The 14,885-nt window shown below is 46.9% G+C and carries 11 protein-coding genes and 1 tRNA gene; 10 read left to right on the forward strand and 2 right to left on the reverse strand.

From position 1 onward, the window contains the following. Positions 1 to 42 precede the first annotated feature (42 nt). From BUB19_RS01305 to BUB19_RS01330, 5 genes are all read left to right on the forward strand, one after another. A complete protein-coding gene (locus BUB19_RS01305) occupies positions 43 to 1,077 on the forward strand; it encodes an RluA family pseudouridine synthase (protein WP_073090532.1) in 1,035 nt (344 codons plus the stop codon). 488 nt (positions 1,078 to 1,565) lie between these two features. Beyond that, positions 1,566 to 5,912 (forward strand): AsmA family protein, encoded by a 4,347-nt coding sequence (locus BUB19_RS01315; protein WP_073090541.1) that lies wholly within the window; start codon positions 1,566 to 1,568, stop codon positions 5,910 to 5,912. A 75-nt stretch (positions 5,913 to 5,987) separates the two neighbouring features. Next, the gene (pheS, locus tag BUB19_RS01320; protein WP_073090544.1) at positions 5,988 to 7,016 is read left to right on the forward strand and encodes a phenylalanine--tRNA ligase subunit alpha; all 1,029 of its coding nucleotides are present in this window, start codon (positions 5,988 to 5,990) and stop codon (positions 7,014 to 7,016) included. A gap of 89 nt (positions 7,017 to 7,105) precedes the next feature. Further along, positions 7,106 to 7,939 (forward strand): FkbM family methyltransferase, encoded by an 834-nt coding sequence (locus BUB19_RS01325; RefSeq protein ID WP_073090547.1) that lies wholly within the window; start codon positions 7,106 to 7,108, stop codon positions 7,937 to 7,939. Beyond that, a complete protein-coding gene (locus BUB19_RS01330) occupies positions 7,936 to 8,715 on the forward strand; it encodes a glycosyltransferase family 2 protein (protein WP_073090550.1) in 780 nt (259 codons plus the stop codon). The genes BUB19_RS01325 and BUB19_RS01330 overlap by 4 nt, the downstream gene beginning before the upstream one ends. Before the next feature lie 62 nt (positions 8,716 to 8,777). Here BUB19_RS01330 and BUB19_RS01335 read toward each other — a convergent pair. Next, a tRNA-Arg gene (locus BUB19_RS01335) sits at positions 8,778 to 8,849 on the reverse strand. A 224-nt stretch (positions 8,850 to 9,073) separates the two neighbouring features. On the opposite strand from BUB19_RS01335, the gene BUB19_RS01340 reads away from it, so the two are divergent. The 4 genes from BUB19_RS01340 to rplS are packed head-to-tail and all read left to right on the forward strand — an operon-like array spanning position 9,074 to position 11,398. Further along, positions 9,074 to 9,703 (forward strand): 30S ribosomal protein S16, encoded by a 630-nt coding sequence (locus tag BUB19_RS01340; protein WP_073091451.1) that lies wholly within the window; start codon positions 9,074 to 9,076, stop codon positions 9,701 to 9,703. A 14-nt stretch (positions 9,704 to 9,717) separates the two neighbouring features. Then, a complete protein-coding gene (gene rimM, locus BUB19_RS01345; RefSeq protein ID WP_073090553.1) occupies positions 9,718 to 10,248 on the forward strand; it encodes a ribosome maturation factor RimM in 531 nt (176 codons plus the stop codon). Position 10,249: 1 nt separating this feature from the next. After that, positions 10,250 to 10,975 carry a tRNA (guanosine(37)-N1)-methyltransferase TrmD gene (gene trmD / locus BUB19_RS01350; protein ID WP_073090556.1) on the forward strand — a complete coding sequence of 242 codons (726 nt, stop codon included), beginning with the start codon at positions 10,250 to 10,252 and terminating at the stop codon, positions 10,973 to 10,975. A 57-nt stretch (positions 10,976 to 11,032) separates the two neighbouring features. Beyond that, positions 11,033 to 11,398, forward strand: a complete 366-nt coding sequence (gene rplS, locus BUB19_RS01355) for a 50S ribosomal protein L19 (protein WP_073090559.1) — start codon at positions 11,033 to 11,035, stop codon at positions 11,396 to 11,398. An 81-nt stretch (positions 11,399 to 11,479) separates the two neighbouring features. Here rplS and BUB19_RS01360 read toward each other — a convergent pair whose 3' ends face one another. Continuing rightward, the gene (locus BUB19_RS01360) at positions 11,480 to 11,665 is read right to left on the reverse strand and encodes a hypothetical protein (protein ID WP_073090564.1); all 186 of its coding nucleotides are present in this window, start codon (positions 11,663 to 11,665) and stop codon (positions 11,480 to 11,482) included. A 130-nt stretch (positions 11,666 to 11,795) separates the two neighbouring features. On the opposite strand from BUB19_RS01360, the gene BUB19_RS01365 reads away from it, so the two are divergent. After that, positions 11,796 to 14,870 carry a SusC/RagA family TonB-linked outer membrane protein gene (locus BUB19_RS01365; protein ID WP_073090571.1) on the forward strand — a complete coding sequence of 1,025 codons (3,075 nt, stop codon included), beginning with the start codon at positions 11,796 to 11,798 and terminating at the stop codon, positions 14,868 to 14,870. Positions 14,871 to 14,885: the final 15 nt, after the last annotated feature.

The following is a 14,885-nucleotide window of genomic DNA, read 5'->3' on the forward strand; positions in this document are numbered from 1 at the left end:
ATAAAATACCGATTGTTTTTGATCAAATCCTAATTTTGCACCATGACTGCATCGATAGAAGAGGAACTGCCGGAAGAGGACTCGTATTTTGAGCGCATAGAGCTGCGGGTCGATCCCGGACAAGGTCCGCTGAGAATAGACAAATTTATCACGGATAAGGTGGCCAATGCTTCCCGGAATAAGGTACAACAGCGCATTACTGACGGAGAGGTAAAGGTAAATGGATTACCTGTGAAGGCGAATTACAAAACCAAAGCAGGTGATGTCATCAGCTTTGTGATGGAGAGAAGCAGAAAGGATCCGGATGTGATTCCTGAGCCTATTCCGTTGGATATTCGCTATGAAGACGAGCATTTGCTGGTGGTCTGCAAACCGGCAGGAATGGTGGTGCATCCGGCACACGGTAACTGGACCGGTACATTGGTAAACGGCCTGGCCTATTATTTCAAGCATCTACCCGAACTTCCGGGAAATTCCGGTCGTCCCGGACTGGTCCACCGCATAGACAAAGACACTTCGGGCCTCCTGGTAGTCGCCAAATCGGAAAAAACGATGACCCATCTGGCAAAACAGTTTTTTGACCACAGCATACAAAGAAGTTATGTGGCTCTGGTGTGGGGGGAGATGAAAGAAGCATCGGGTACGATTGACATGCCTATAGGTCGGGGACTGAAGGATAGGAAGGTCATGCAGGTTTTCCCGGAGGGGGATGCAGGAAAGGCGGCCGTCACCCATTGGGAATTGATCGAAAGATTGAGGTACGTGAGCCTGATCCGCTGTACGCTGGAAACGGGTAGAACGCACCAAATCCGTGTCCACCTGAAACATCTGGGGCATCCTTTGTTCAACGACGCAGTATACGGAGGGGATAAAATCAGGAAGGGAACACAATTCTCTAAATACAAAACCTTTGTTCACAACTGTTTTGAACTCCTTCCAAGGCAGGCCCTGCATGCCAAATCGCTTGGTTTTATTCATCCTGTCAGCGGCAAATCACTGTTTTTTGATAGCGAGATCCCTGCAGACATGGCAGCAGTCATCGAAAAATGGAAAAATTACGTCCAGTATGACAGTTAGGTGGTTATTAAATTGTTAATTGGGTGTTTAAAAATAAACCCAAAATTATATTAACTGTAATAAAAATCGTTTTTAATTTAAAAAACAGAAAAATAACTCATTTTTTAATGAAATAATTTCCTCAAAAGAAGGTTTTTATTACATTTGTTGCATCGGAATTTTATTTGGCAATTTGCTATAGGCAACCGAGCTGAATACACTTCCTTTCGTTCATGTAGGATGTTGAAATTGGCAGACAAGCCCTCCTGTCTCGGGGGTGGAGGATCCAGATATATCTGGTGTACCGGATAAAGCGCACATCGAGCTCAATGTGTTGCCTAACGGCTCCGTGGAGGTTCGAATCCTTCTCCTACAGCACAGATTTGCTGCCGGAAATTATCCCAGGATAGTTTCCGGCTTTTTTTCTCGCCTTGCTGCAAGCCTCAATTTTTCTTTTGTCGCTCAATATTGAATAATATCCACTATATTTTGTATTCTTGAGTTGGCAAATGAGTGAAGAAACCCTACATACCAAACAGCGCAGAAACAAACGAAAGCGTTGGCTGAAAATAACGGGAATCGTTGTTGTTTTGCTGCTGATCCTGCAGGTAGGTTTATATTTTTTAAGTGACTGGCTATTTAGGGAATACGTAAAGCAGCAGGTGGAGAGGATTTCGGACGGAAAATACGGGGTAGAGTTTGACCGGATTTACCTTTCCCTGTTTCAGCTTGGAGTTTTTGTAGAAGGCTTTAGCCTCTTTCCTGCAGATCCGGAGATATTTGACCGCCAGAAGATCCCTTATTACCGGATATCGCTGGACCAGCTCGAGATATTGGATATCGGGTATTCAAGGAGCAGCGGCAGCATAGACATCGGGGTACTGCGGCTCACATCTCCTGTAGTGCAGGCACGGCAACATTCTGAGCTGCCTGGAAACGAAGATGCCAGCCCACTCCAGCTATTGGAAGCAGAAATCCAAAAGTCCCTGGGAGAAAAAGTTCAGGAAATTCATATCCGGGACTTTTATGTAGACCAGGCCAATTTGTTGATTGAGAACTTTATCAGCCAGAAGTCCATTTCCGCTTCCAATACCAATTTATACGTACAGCACATTCATCTGAGCAGCGAAGAACAGGAGCAGACACCATTTGGCATTCAGGGGTTTGAACTGGATTTTGACGATTTTGAAATTATACTGGCAGACAGTATCCATAGGGTGGCGGCGCAAAAAGTCGGTATTTCTTCTATAGAAAAGCGCATAAACGCCGAAATGCTTCAGGTAGTACCCGATCTGAAACAGACAGCCGATGTGTACTATGAAATTTCCCTGGATCATCTGGAGTTGGCGGATGCCGATATCATGGAAATGTTTCAGACCGCAGAAGTAGACATTGGTGATCTGAATCTGGAAGCACCTGATTTTGTGCTGTACACCGACCGCGCCACCCTGGAGAGCGAAAGAAGAACGACCGACTTGTATGAACTGATCCGGGAGGTATTGGCGTCCATTTCCATCCAAAACCTGACGATTAACCAGGGGCAATTCCTTCAGAGAGGCGTTAATTCACCCAATAAAAATAGAATTGAAGCGGAGGATATTCATTTTGCGATGGAAGATGTATATATCGGACAGGATGAGGCTTTAAGGGAAAATAGTTTTTTCTATGCCAGGGATGCTTCGCTGGAGATCAGCAGGGCGAGAATTGCCCTGGCAGACGAAATCCACTGGATTTCGGGCAGTGATATCTATCTTTCTTCTTTTGAAGACCGGGTGACCATCAATGAAATTGAATTAAAGCCGCTGGTGGAGGAGGACAGTTTGTCCGATGTATCCCTTTTCGAAATCACGGTGCCCCAATTGGAATTTGCCAATGCAAACCTCAGGAAAATTTATAATGAAAAAATCATAGATATCGGAGAATTGATGATCAGGTCACCTGATGTGGTGATCAAAGACATACTGGGGAATTCCTCCCGGGCGAAGACAAGCCTGGCTACTACCGCCCTGCCACAGCTTACTCAGGGTTTTCTGAAAGCCATTTATATCCAGAAACTGGAAATGGAGGAAGGTAGCCTGGTTTTGGATAATCATCTCCGGCTGCGGCAAGACAGCCTTTCCTTTGGCAGAATCGATTTTGTACTGGAAAATTTTCAGCTGGATGAAAAACAGCAGGCAGATTCCTCCTCCCGGATATTTCTTGCAGATAACCTGCGTCTGGAGATCAATGACTATGCGTTGAAGTTATCCGACAACCTGCACTTGTTTGCAGCAGACAAGATACTGATTGATACCCATGATGAACGGCTCATGATCAATGGCTTTCGCCTCAAGCCCCATTCTCCGGACGGTGTTTTGCCGATTTTAGAAAGATATGACAAGACCACGGTGCTGGACATAGAAATACCTGAATTTCTGGCTACCGGTGTAGATATCAACAGAGCGTATTTTGAAGAAAGGTTGTTTATCAACCATATCGACATCCCCAGTCCCATTATCCGGTGGTCCAAATACATTCCCGGCGATCAATCGGAACAGGAACAACTGGAGCGCGGTGATATTTTGAATCTGATCTCAAACTATTTTAAGGAAGTCGGCATCGATTCGCTCAGCATAGAAGAGGGAACTTTTGTCTACGAAAATTTTGCGAATGAAACCTTCCGTACATTCGCGGAAAATGACATTGCCATCAAAATCCGTAACTTTTATCTCGATGAAGACATCGATCCGGCAGAAAACCGAACGCTTTTTGCAGAGGAAGTGGATGTTAACCTGAATAATTATCTGTTTAACATTGCCAACGGAAGGTACAGCATTGTGGCAGAGCGGATAGCATTCAATTCTGCCAGAGAGGAGATCAATACCTTTAATGTTCGCCTGATGCCCAACAGTTACCTTGATTCGAAGGTTAGCATAGCTGCCGTCGTGCCGGAACTCAGCTTCAGCGGTGTGGATCTGGAGGCCTTTCTGTTTGACAATACCCTCTCTTTGTCCCTGCTGAGGTTGTCAGATGCTGATGTGAAGCTGTCTATCAACCAGGATTTTGGCGAGGAAGAAAATGCAGAAGAGCAGACTACCAAATCCCGTAATTTACCCAAGACGATTGATGTCATTCAGATCGACTCCATTCTTACTTCCAATGCTTCCTTCAATGTAGCCTATTTTCAGGAGGGCAAGGATCTGGATTTGATTAAGACTGGAATTAACCTGGCAATCGCTGATTTCATGTTGGATTCTGCCCGATTGTCTGAAGGCGATATTGCCAGTTTTTTTTCAAACATGAGCCTGGGAGTTGATGATTTTTCACTGGCACTTCGGGATAGTATTCATACCCTTAATTTTTCTAAAATAGAACTGGATTCCCGGGACGAACAAATTCTCGTCGAGAACCTGAATGTGGTACCTAATACGATTAACGGTATTAAGGGTGTGCCCATATTGAAGGCAAGTGTACCCAGAGTGGCCATCAACACCCGTTCCCTGCAAAGCTTTCAGAAAACAGGATCCCTGGATGTTTCTTTGCTGGAGCTCACCGACCCGGAAGTCAGACTCTACCTGGACGAGGCCGGGAAGGCAAGCCTGCTGAAGCCTGGCAAGGAAAAAGAGGAGTCCGGGCCGCAGGTACTGCAGCGTCTTTTGGTAAGAAATTTCAAACTTCATGGAGGAACACTTTCCTGGATGGACAAGGCAGATACCAGCAAAGTGACTGGCCTGAATAATCTCAGCCTGATCTTAAGTGACCTGAATTTTGATTTTACTCAAAACCAGACAATTACCACAGATTTCTTCGTTAACGAAGACTTTCGCTTTGAATTATCTGACTATACGAGAAAATTACCGGACAGCCTCAATCAGGTGAACATCGGAAGGGTACTGGTGTCAGAGGACAGCCTGGTCATGCATGATGTGCGGTTTTTTCCCCGTCTGGGGAGATATGCTTACGCCCGTAAGGTGGGCAAACAGACAGACGTAGCAGAGCTGTATATTCCCCGGCTGGTCATCGATGGTCTGGACGCCGGAAAGTTTGTAGCAGAAGAAAAGCTGGTAGCCCGCTCCATGACCCTGTTTTCCCCCCATGCAGAAGTATTCAGGGACAAAAGGGTAGCAGAAGACACTACGGTAATAAAACCCATGCCGCAGCAGTTGATGGAAGCAGCCAAAATGGTTCTGGAGCTGGACACGCTTATCGTTTCGGACGGCAGACTCAGGTATAGGGAGTTTCCTGAGAAGGGGATGGTCCCGGGAGAAATAAACTTCAACAAGATGAATGCGCGGATGTATCCCTTCAGGTTAGGGGCATTTGGCAAGGAACGAGATGAGGCTCATATCAATGCCTCCTTTGAGATCAATCATGCCGCCCGGCTCGATGTTGATGTGGCTATGGCGTTCGAGGCTCCCTATCCCATACAGGTCCGGTCCAGTGTCAATGCTTTTGAGCTCCCGGTAATCAATTCTATTTTGGAATCCAACGCCTTTGTGACCGTAGAAAGAGGCATGGTGCAGGGGGGCAACTGGCATTTTGTGGCCGACCAGGACAATGCCATCGGTGAGATGACACTCAGGTACAATGACCTCAAAGTACGCCTTCTGGAAGAGCGTACCCTTCGGGAGGCTGGTGGCCGTAAAGGCATTCTTACATTTGTGATCAATGCGCTGGCCATGCGTAAAAACAATCCCAGGCCCATATTCAAGAGGCTGGTGTCCTCACCCATTTATGTGGAGCGCATGCCCCATAAATTCGTTTTCAATTATATGTGGAAAGCGACCTTTTCAGGGCTGATGGGCAGTTCTGGCTTGATGCAGCCCAAGATCCCCAGAAAGGAAGAGGAGGAAGCCCGTTTTGATCGCGAAGAATGACTTTACCTGATTTAAAAGGTAGGTCGCCTCAAAATTTTATTTTAGATTTGTGGTCTTAAATAGACCAGATTGCGGATGCAAAGCGAAAAAATAGATCAGATCAAGGCGGAAATTGCCGCTGCCGATGCAGTAAGTCCGGAAGAATTGGAGGCTTACCGGATGCGGTTTATCAGTAAAAAGAGTGTGGTGGGCGCCTTGTTTGCCGAAATGAGGCATATTCCCAACGAAAATAAAAAGGCCTACGGACAGCAGGTCAATGAAGTTAAGCAACTGGCCGAGGAAAAATTTCAGGAACTGATCCAGCAGGTAGAAAACGCAGGGCAAAAGAAGAGCCATCAGGACCTAGATCTGACGCTTCCTCCTACCACCTGGCCTGTGGGTGGTATTCATCCGCTTACTGCTACCCGGCAGCGAATAGTCGAAATATTTGAGAGAATCGGATTTAATCTTTCCGAAGGACCGGAGATTGAAGATGACTGGCACAACTTTACTGCCCTGAATTTTCCAGAAAACCACCCTGCCAGAGAGATGCAGGACACTTTTTTCATTGAGAAAAATCCGGACATTGCTCTGAGGACACACACTTCCTCGGTGCAGGTAAGGGTGATGGAAAGTGAGAAGCCTCCGATTCGCACGCTTTCTCCAGGCCGGGTATTCAGGAATGAAGCCATTTCAGCTCGGGCCCACTGCATTTTTCATCAGGTGGAGGGATTGTATGTTGATGAAAATGTCAGTTTTGCCAACCTGAAACAGACCCTTTATCATTTTGCCCGGGAAATGTTCGGCAAGCATACCCAGGTGAGGTTCAGGCCATCCTTTTTCCCTTTCACAGAGCCCAGTGCCGAAATAGACATTTCCTGCCAGCTTTGTGGAGGTAAAGGCTGTAATATCTGCAAGAACACAGGCTGGGTAGAAATCGGTGGCTCAGGTATGGTGGATCCCAATGTACTGGAAAATTGTGGCATTGATTCCGAAAAATATACCGGCTTTGCCTTTGGCATGGGTATAGAGCGTATCGCCATGCTGAAGTACCAGATCAATGACCTCAGGTTATTTACGGAAAATGATATCCGCTTTCTGCGGCAATTCAGAAGCTTGCTTTAAGCATGTTGTACTGCGGAAGTAAGGGCAGCGCGATGGAGTTGCCGCAGACACGTCAGGAAATAGCACTTCAGGCTTGAATACAAAAAACAATGCAATCAATACTTTTACCTATCAAGCGTAACCTGCAAAGCCAATGGAAGAACCTTCGTTTCCGGCTGAGTGCATCGAATCATCCGGCGTTCATTGCGTTTTACAAGTATCTGTATCAACCGGGAAAGGGTAGTTTGGCCGAATTTCTAAACCAGTATTCTCAATCCCGTAAAGGTGACTTTACGGTAGTGCAGATTGGCGCAAATGATGGCATTACCCACGATCCCATCCACAAGTTTATCAAAAGGGACAATTGGAAGGGGGTCTTGCTCGAACCCCAGCCGGACGTATACCACCAATACCTGAAAAAGATCTATGCCAGGAATGAGGGTATCAGAACAGTCTGTGCGGCCATTGGAGAGGTCGATGGCACCCAGCCCATTTACAAAATAGCGTTTTCCAGCATGCGGTGGGCCACCGGATTAAGCTCTTTTTCCAGGGAAAAAATCGAGCAGGCGTTTGAAGACGGCATAGTGGAGATTAATTGTCAGAAATTCGGGATTGAAATTCCAGAAGACAAAGACCAATGGATCAGTCAGGAAGAGGTGGAGGTAATTGCTCCAGATACCCTGATACAGCGTTATGGGCTCGATCACATAGACCTGCTGCAAATCGATGCGGAGGGCTATGACCTGGAGGTGATCCGCATATTTGATATACCCAAAAGTCAACCGGAGGCACTTGTTTTTGAAAACGTGGGTTTAAACGAGGCGGATTATGCTTCCTGTCTTGCCCTGTTGCAGGAGAGCGGTTATGGCACCCGAAAATTCGGCCCCAATACGCTGGCATTGAAAAGATCCAATCCTTTGTTCAACCGATTTTTTGAGGGATGAAAAGTGTGCTCGTTTCCGTAGTCATCCCCTGCTACAATCAGGGGAAATACCTTGAGGAAACGGTGCAATCGGTATTGGCCTCCAGCTACCGTCCTTTAGAAGTACTGCTTGTCAACGACGGCTCCATTGACAATTCGCTGGAAGTAGCATTGAGCCTTCAGAGAAAACATGAAGAACTTACTGTCATTGACCAGGCTAATGGTGGAGTGGCCAAAGCCAGAAATATGGGAATTAGAGCAGCCAAGGGAGAAATCATCCTGCCTTTGGATGGCGACGATAAGATTTCTGCGGACTACATCGCGGCTGCGGTGGGGCTGCTAAGGGAGCAGTCTGAGGTAAAAGTAGTCTACTGCAAGGCGGTAAAATTTTCTGAAGCAGGGCAAAAACCCTGGAAATTGAAACCCTTCAGCCTGGCTGCCCTGGCCAGGGACAATATGATTTTTGTGGCTGCGCTGTTCCGGAAAACAGATGCAGAGGCCGTCGGAGGCTTTTCGGAAGACATGCACATGGGCAGGGAGGATTGGGAGTTCTGGATCAAAATGCTCAAAAATGGTGGGAAGGTAGTTCAGCTTCCGTTTGTCGGTTTTTATTACCGGATGACGCCGGATAGCAAGCGGAAAAAGACGGGAACCGGCCGGAAAAAGCGGGAGCGGATTGACTATTTGAATAAAAAGCATGCTGATTTTTTTCAGCGCGAACTCAACGGTCCCCTGCGCATCCAACGTACCTGGTCCAGGGAATACAATAATTTGTTAAGGTGGGTGGGGAAAATCTGAAACCCCAAACTGTCCCCCAAAATACAAAAACCCCAAATACAGCATGTAAATGGGGTTTTTTGTAGCCTCGACAGGAATCGAACCTGTATCTAAAGTTTAGGAAACTTCTATTCTATCCATTGAACTACGAGGCCATGCTTTTTTGAAGCGGTAACCTATTGAAAAACAGTCCCTAAGGTTTTATTTAAGCCAAAAACAGGGGCTTCTCCCCCGAAAAACACCGCAATTTAAACCATTATTTTACTATTTCACAAATAAAATATAGCCTTATTGTACTTTCTGATATTAATGCCTTATCTTTGCAGTCCAAAAATTAAAGATGGACGGGTTCCATCAATTCACTAAAAGTCAATATAATATGGCAGTAAAAATCAGATTAGCACGTAGAGGCCGGAGAAAAATGGCCATCTATGATGTAGTAGTAGCTGATGCAAGGGCTCCACGAGATGGACGCTTTATCGAAAAGATTGGGTCTTATAACCCCAATACTGACCCTGCATCCATTAACATCAACAATGACCGCGCGTTAAAATGGTTGATGAATGGAGCACAACCCACAGATACGGTAAAAGCCATGCTTTCCTACCGTGGGGTAATGCTGAAAAAGCACCTGCAAATCGGTGTGGTAAAAGGTGCGATCAGCCAGGAACAGGCTGATGAGAAATTTCAGGCCTGGCTGGAAAACAAGGAGAAGGCGATCGCAAGTAAGGTAGATAAGATCCAGTCTGCAAAAGATAGTGCGAGAAAGACCGCATTGGAGGCAGAAGCTGCTAAAAATCAGGCCCGTCTTGATGCCATCAAAAAGCGGGACGAAGAAGCTGCCGCTGCGGTAGCCGCTGCTGAGGCAGAAGCTAAAGCTGCAGAAGCACCTCAGGAGGAAGCTCCGGCTGAAGAAGCCGCTACTGCCGAATCAGCCAGCGAAGAAAGTCCCTCTGCTGAAGAAAGCAAAGCGGATGAGTCTGCAGATTCTGAAGAAGACAAAGCTTAAATTTTCACTTAGCCATGAACAAAGACAATTGTTTTCAATTGGGCCATATCGCCAAAGTTCATGGTTTGCAGGGAGAACTTTTGCTGGTTTTGGATGTGGATTTTCCCGAAGACTATGAGGATCTGCCTCATGTTTTTGTAGAAAAATCAGGCCGATTGGTACCTTTCATTCTGGAACACATGGTCCCTCAGCCAAACAATAAGTTTTTGGCAAAATTTGAGGAGTTTGACCATGTAGATCAGGTAAAACCATTGGTGGGCGCCGGCCTTTTTCTTCCCCTTAGTTCCCTACCGAAACTCAAAGATGACCAGTATTATTTTCACGATCTGGTCGGATTTACCGTGGTGGACGAAAATTTGGGGCAACTTGGCGAGGTTCGGGTGATATATGATCTGGAGACCCAGGACTTGCTGGGAATGGAATACCAAAACAAAGAGGTGCTTATCCCGATTCAGGAAGGAATCCTGCAAAAAGTAGATAAGGCAGAGAAAAAAGTTTTCTGCCGGCTGCCGGAAGGCTTGCTTGACATTTACCTGGAAGACTGATATGCGGGTGGATATCATTACGGTGCTGCCGGGCCTGCTGGAGGGTCCCTTTTCGCACTCTATTTTAAAGAGAGCAGAAGAAAAGGGGCTGGCAGAAGTGAGGCTCCATGACCTGAGAAAGTATGGTATCGGCAAGCAGAAAAGTGTAGACGATTATGCTTTCGGCGGGGGCGCGGGAATGGTCATGATGGTAGAACCCATCATTCGCTGCATTAGCGATCTGAAAGACCAGCGCGACTACGATGAAGTCATCTACATGAGTCCGGATGGAGAACGTTTCACTCAGTCCATGGCCAATGGACTCTCTCTGAAGCAAAACCTGATCATACTCTGCGGCCATTATAAGGGGGTCGATGAGCGGGTGCGGGAGCACCTGATTACCAGAGAAATCAGTATAGGGGATTACGTGCTTTCAGGTGGAGAGTTGGCCGCTGCGGTAGTGACGGATGCAGTCATCCGGTTGCTCCCGGGGGTGTTGAATGACGAGACTTCTGCATTGACAGATTCTTATCAGGATGGCCTTTTGGCTCCGCCCGTATATACCCGGCCGGCAGACTATGCCGGGTGGAAAGTGCCTGAAGTACTCTTGTCGGGACATGCGGCCAAAATAGAATCCTGGAGATTTGAACAATCGGTGCGCCGAACCAGAGAAAGACGACCAGATTTACCTGCTGGTACTCCAACTTTGGAAAAGGGCGATAACATAGAAGATAAAAAGGATAAATAAGACAATCAAGGATATCCGAAGGGTATCCATATCAGCGAGAAGCAAAATAGTAAAGCAATGAGCGAACTACTTAAATTCGTAGAAGAGGATTACAAAGACGCAAGGTCAAAATTTCCTGCTTTCAAAGCCGGAGATACGGTAAACGTCCACGTGAAAATTACTGAAGGTACCAAAGAGCGTATCCAGCAATTTCAGGGGACTGTAATCCAAAGGAAAAATGTCAACACTAACGGTGAGACATTTACTGTAAGAAAGGTATCCAACGGGATTGGAGTGGAAAGAATTATTCCCATCATCTCTCCCAGTCTGGAAAAAATTGAAGTGCTCCGGGAAGGAAAGGTAAGAAGGGCAAGACTTTTCTACCTGAGAGGAAGACAAGGAAAATCTGCCAAGATCAAGGAGAAAATCAGGTTGAAAAAATAAGGATCAACTTACTGGTAGCATAGGATAAAGGGGCCACTCGGCCCTTTTTTTTATGCCCGGGGGCCAGCAAGATACCTGCCTTTATCCTGTAGATGGGGCCTGTAGGTACCAGGAATTCAGGCAGATCTGTCTGGAGAGCCTTTGCGGTTGTTTACGCTTTGGAGAAGCTGAAAGCTGATCCAGTTTTCCGGGTTGTAGTTTTTTTATTTCTGTGGCATTTCCTCCCAGAATCTTTAATTTTTGCTTATTAAATTTAAAATATACCATATATATTACTTTTTATTTAGTTTTATACCGCTATATAATTTTAATTAAACAGGATAGTGCAGGATAGTATTTCTAGGGAATATGGGTTTATTTAAAATCATGAACCGATTTTAACCAAACTCAAAAAACAATGAAAAAATGTTACTATTCTGCCCTGAGCTGCTCAGGCATAGCTGTAATGGCTTTTCTGTTGTTATTGACCTTTTCTGGCTATGCCCAGCAGGCAGGTCAGATCACAGGAAAGGTCATAGCCGCAGAGGACAGCGAACCCCTCCCGGGGGTATCCATCCTGGTAAAGGGTACCACGCGCGGCACCGTTACCAACATGGATGGGGATTTTGCCATTCAGGCCGCTTCCGGCGAAGTACTTACGGTCAGTTTTATTGGTTTTGAAACCAGGGAAGTGGCGGTGACCGGGGGCCAGACCAGCTACGAAATAACGATGGAAGCTTCCATGGGCGATCTCGGTGAGGTTGTGGTCGTAGGCTACGGCTCACAACGGAAAGCAGACATCACCTCTGCTGTCTCGGTGATCAACATGGAAAACATCGGCGAGGTACCGACCACCAACGTTTCCCGCTTGCTACAGGGGCAGGCAGCGGGTGTGCAGGTAAGACAAAATTCCGGAAGACCCGGTCAGGAAATGGAAGTTACCATCCGCGGAATCGGCTCCCTGGGAGCAGGAAGCCAACCCCTGTATGTGGTGGATGGATTTCCGGTGGGGACCTCCCTGGGCCAGAACCTGAATCCGGCGGATATTGAAAGCATGACCGTGCTGAAAGATGCGGCCTCCACGGCCATCTACGGTGCCAGAGGATCCAATGGCGTAATCCTGATCACCACCAAATCCGCCAAGGAAGGTACTGTAAATCTGGACTTTGTGGTCAATCATGGTATTCAGAACGTGCCGGACGGCCGCAGAACACGCATGATGAGTGGTCCCGAATTCGCACAGTTCAAACACGATAGCTTTGTAGATCGCATAAGGTATTTTGAGCAGCGCGAGCCGGCACTCGAAGAAATTCCCCTGGAATTCAGGTTTCCGGAGCAGACCACCATTTCTACAGACTGGTTTGAAGAGATCATGAACCAAAACGCCAGGTTCCAAAACTACAACGCTACCCTATCTGCTGGCAAGGGCGATATTCGCTCGCTGGTGTCGGTCGGCTATGTCAATCAGGAAGGCGCAGTGATAGAGACTGGCTTTGAACGGTTCAACGTGCGGGCCAATATTGATGGCAAGATCAACGATTTCATCAGTATGGGCTGGAACATTGCCGCCTCGCACTCGAGAGAAGATTATGCCTCAACGGATGGCAGAGATGCGCTGATCGGCAGGGCACTTTGGGCAGATCCCCGGTATCCGGTCTATAATGAAGACGGCAGCTTCAATGATTTTATCGGAGGCACACATGGGGTATTCGGAACGGCCAATGTGGTACAGGAACTGATGGAAATGGAGCGGACCTTGAATGAAAACAACCTGCTGACCAACGGCTATCTGGAATTTTCCTTTCTCAAGGATTTCAAATTCAGAACTTCCGTGAATGCCATTTTGGAAAATACAGATCAGAAGGAGTTTCGGCCTTCCACACTTGCCGGCCCCGGGTTTAATCAAGCACCTCCCAGAGAAGCTACCCTGTATCAGCGACGAAATGAGATCCTGAACATTTCCGCAGACCAGCTTTTGTCCTACAATAAAATTTTGGGCAACCACAGAGTAGAGGGCCTTTTGGGATTTTCGGCCCAGGAAGAAACCTATAAATACCTGCAGGGTAATGGTAACGAGTTTGCCAACGACCAGGTCAGGTACCTGAGTGCAGCGATCCGCCAGGTGTCTACCTCGGGTGAGGCCGACTGGAGTTTGCTGGCCTATTTTGCCAGAGCCAATTATTCCTTCAATGATAAATATCTTTTTTCTGCTTCCTACAGAAGAGAGGGGAGTTCCAGGTTTGGTGCCAATAATAAATGGGGTAATTTCCCTGCATTTTCTGCCGGATGGCGCATATCAGAAGAATCCTTTATGCCGCAAACCAACTGGATAACGGACCTGAAGTTAAGGGCAAGTTATGGCATCACCGGTAACAATGCTATCGGAAATTATTCCAGCTTGTCCAATATGCGTATCTCCAATTACGTGTTGGGCGGGACTATTGCCAACGGGCAGGTATTGTCTAATTTTGCCAACGCCAATCTGGGCTGGGAACAGTCCCAGCAGACAGATATAGGACTGGATCTGGCCATGTTTGACAACCGGCTGATCTTTACTGCGGAATACTATAATAGATTGACCGACAACATGCTGCTGTCGGTTGAGATGCCAGTGATTTCTGGATTTACACAGTCATTGGACAATGTGGGCCAGGTACAAAACCGGGGACTGGAATTGGCTCTGGACTACCGGACAAGGGTCAACCAACTCAATCTGAGAAGTAACCTGAACCTGACGATCAATAGAAACAAGGTGCTTGAAATCAGGGGCGAAAACGATGAAATCTGGTCGGGAGGTTTCTACAGTACCTACAATGTGTCACAAGTAGGTCGTCCTCTGGCTATGCTGCATGGATTCCGCATGATGGGTATATTTGATACAGAAGATGAGATTGAAGCCTGGCCTACCCAAGACGGTGCCATTCCGGGTACCTACAAATATTTTGATGCCAATGGAGATGGAGAGATCTCTTACGACCAACAGGACATGATCGAAATCGGTAATCCCCATCCCGCCTATGTGCTGGGCTTTACCCTGGGAGGAGATTACAGAAATTTTGACTTCAATTTCATGTTTACCGGAGCCTTTGACTACGATGTTTTCCGAAACATTGAAGCCACCACCATGAACATGGACGGGGTATTCAACATCCTGCAGTCAGGGATCAATCGCTGGCGTTCGGCAGAAAATCCCGGTGACGGACGAGGTGCTACCACCAACACCTGGAAGTGGCAGCGCGAATCCAACTCAAGGTATGTATATGACGCAAGCCATGTATGGCTGAGAAACATTACCCTGGGCTACAAAATCCCCCAGAATGAGGTGATCCCGAATGCCAGGGTGTTTTTCAGCGCAGAGAATCCTTTCCTTTTCACTTCATTTCCCGGCACCAATCCGGAGATCAACAGAAGAGGAGGAATCAATATTGGGGTGGATGACGAAGCGTATCCCATGCCCAGAACCTTTACCCTGGGAGCAACCATCAGATTCTAACAGTAAACTACCGAA

It is taken from the genome of Cyclobacterium lianum (assembly GCF_900143075.1).
In the GTDB taxonomy this organism is placed as follows: Bacteria; Bacteroidota; Bacteroidia; order Cytophagales; family Cyclobacteriaceae; genus Cyclobacterium; species Cyclobacterium lianum.

Excerpts from the sequence above, each read along its gene's own strand:
- BUB19_RS01340 (WP_073091451.1), top strand. The coding sequence starts at position 9,074 with ATGGCAGTAAAAATCAGATTAGCACGTAGAGGCCGGAGAAAAATGGCC.
- trmD (WP_073090556.1), top strand. The coding sequence starts at position 10,250 with ATGCGGGTGGATATCATTACGGTGCTGCCGGGCCTGCTGGAGGGTCCC.
- pheS (WP_073090544.1), top strand. The coding sequence starts at position 5,988 with ATGCAAAGCGAAAAAATAGATCAGATCAAGGCGGAAATTGCCGCTGCC.
- BUB19_RS01330 (WP_073090550.1), top strand. The coding sequence starts at position 7,936 with ATGAAAAGTGTGCTCGTTTCCGTAGTCATCCCCTGCTACAATCAGGGG.
- rplS (WP_073090559.1), top strand. The coding sequence starts at position 11,033 with ATGAGCGAACTACTTAAATTCGTAGAAGAGGATTACAAAGACGCAAGG.
- rimM (WP_073090553.1), top strand. The coding sequence starts at position 9,718 with ATGAACAAAGACAATTGTTTTCAATTGGGCCATATCGCCAAAGTTCAT.
- BUB19_RS01305 (WP_073090532.1), top strand. The coding sequence starts at position 43 with ATGACTGCATCGATAGAAGAGGAACTGCCGGAAGAGGACTCGTATTTT.
- BUB19_RS01325 (WP_073090547.1), top strand. The coding sequence starts at position 7,106 with ATGCAATCAATACTTTTACCTATCAAGCGTAACCTGCAAAGCCAATGG.
- BUB19_RS01365 (WP_073090571.1), top strand. The coding sequence starts at position 11,796 with ATGAAAAAATGTTACTATTCTGCCCTGAGCTGCTCAGGCATAGCTGTA.
- BUB19_RS01315 (WP_073090541.1), top strand. The coding sequence starts at position 1,566 with ATGAGTGAAGAAACCCTACATACCAAACAGCGCAGAAACAAACGAAAG.
- BUB19_RS01360 (WP_073090564.1), bottom strand. The coding sequence starts at position 11,665 with ATGGTATATTTTAAATTTAATAAGCAAAAATTAAAGATTCTGGGAGGA.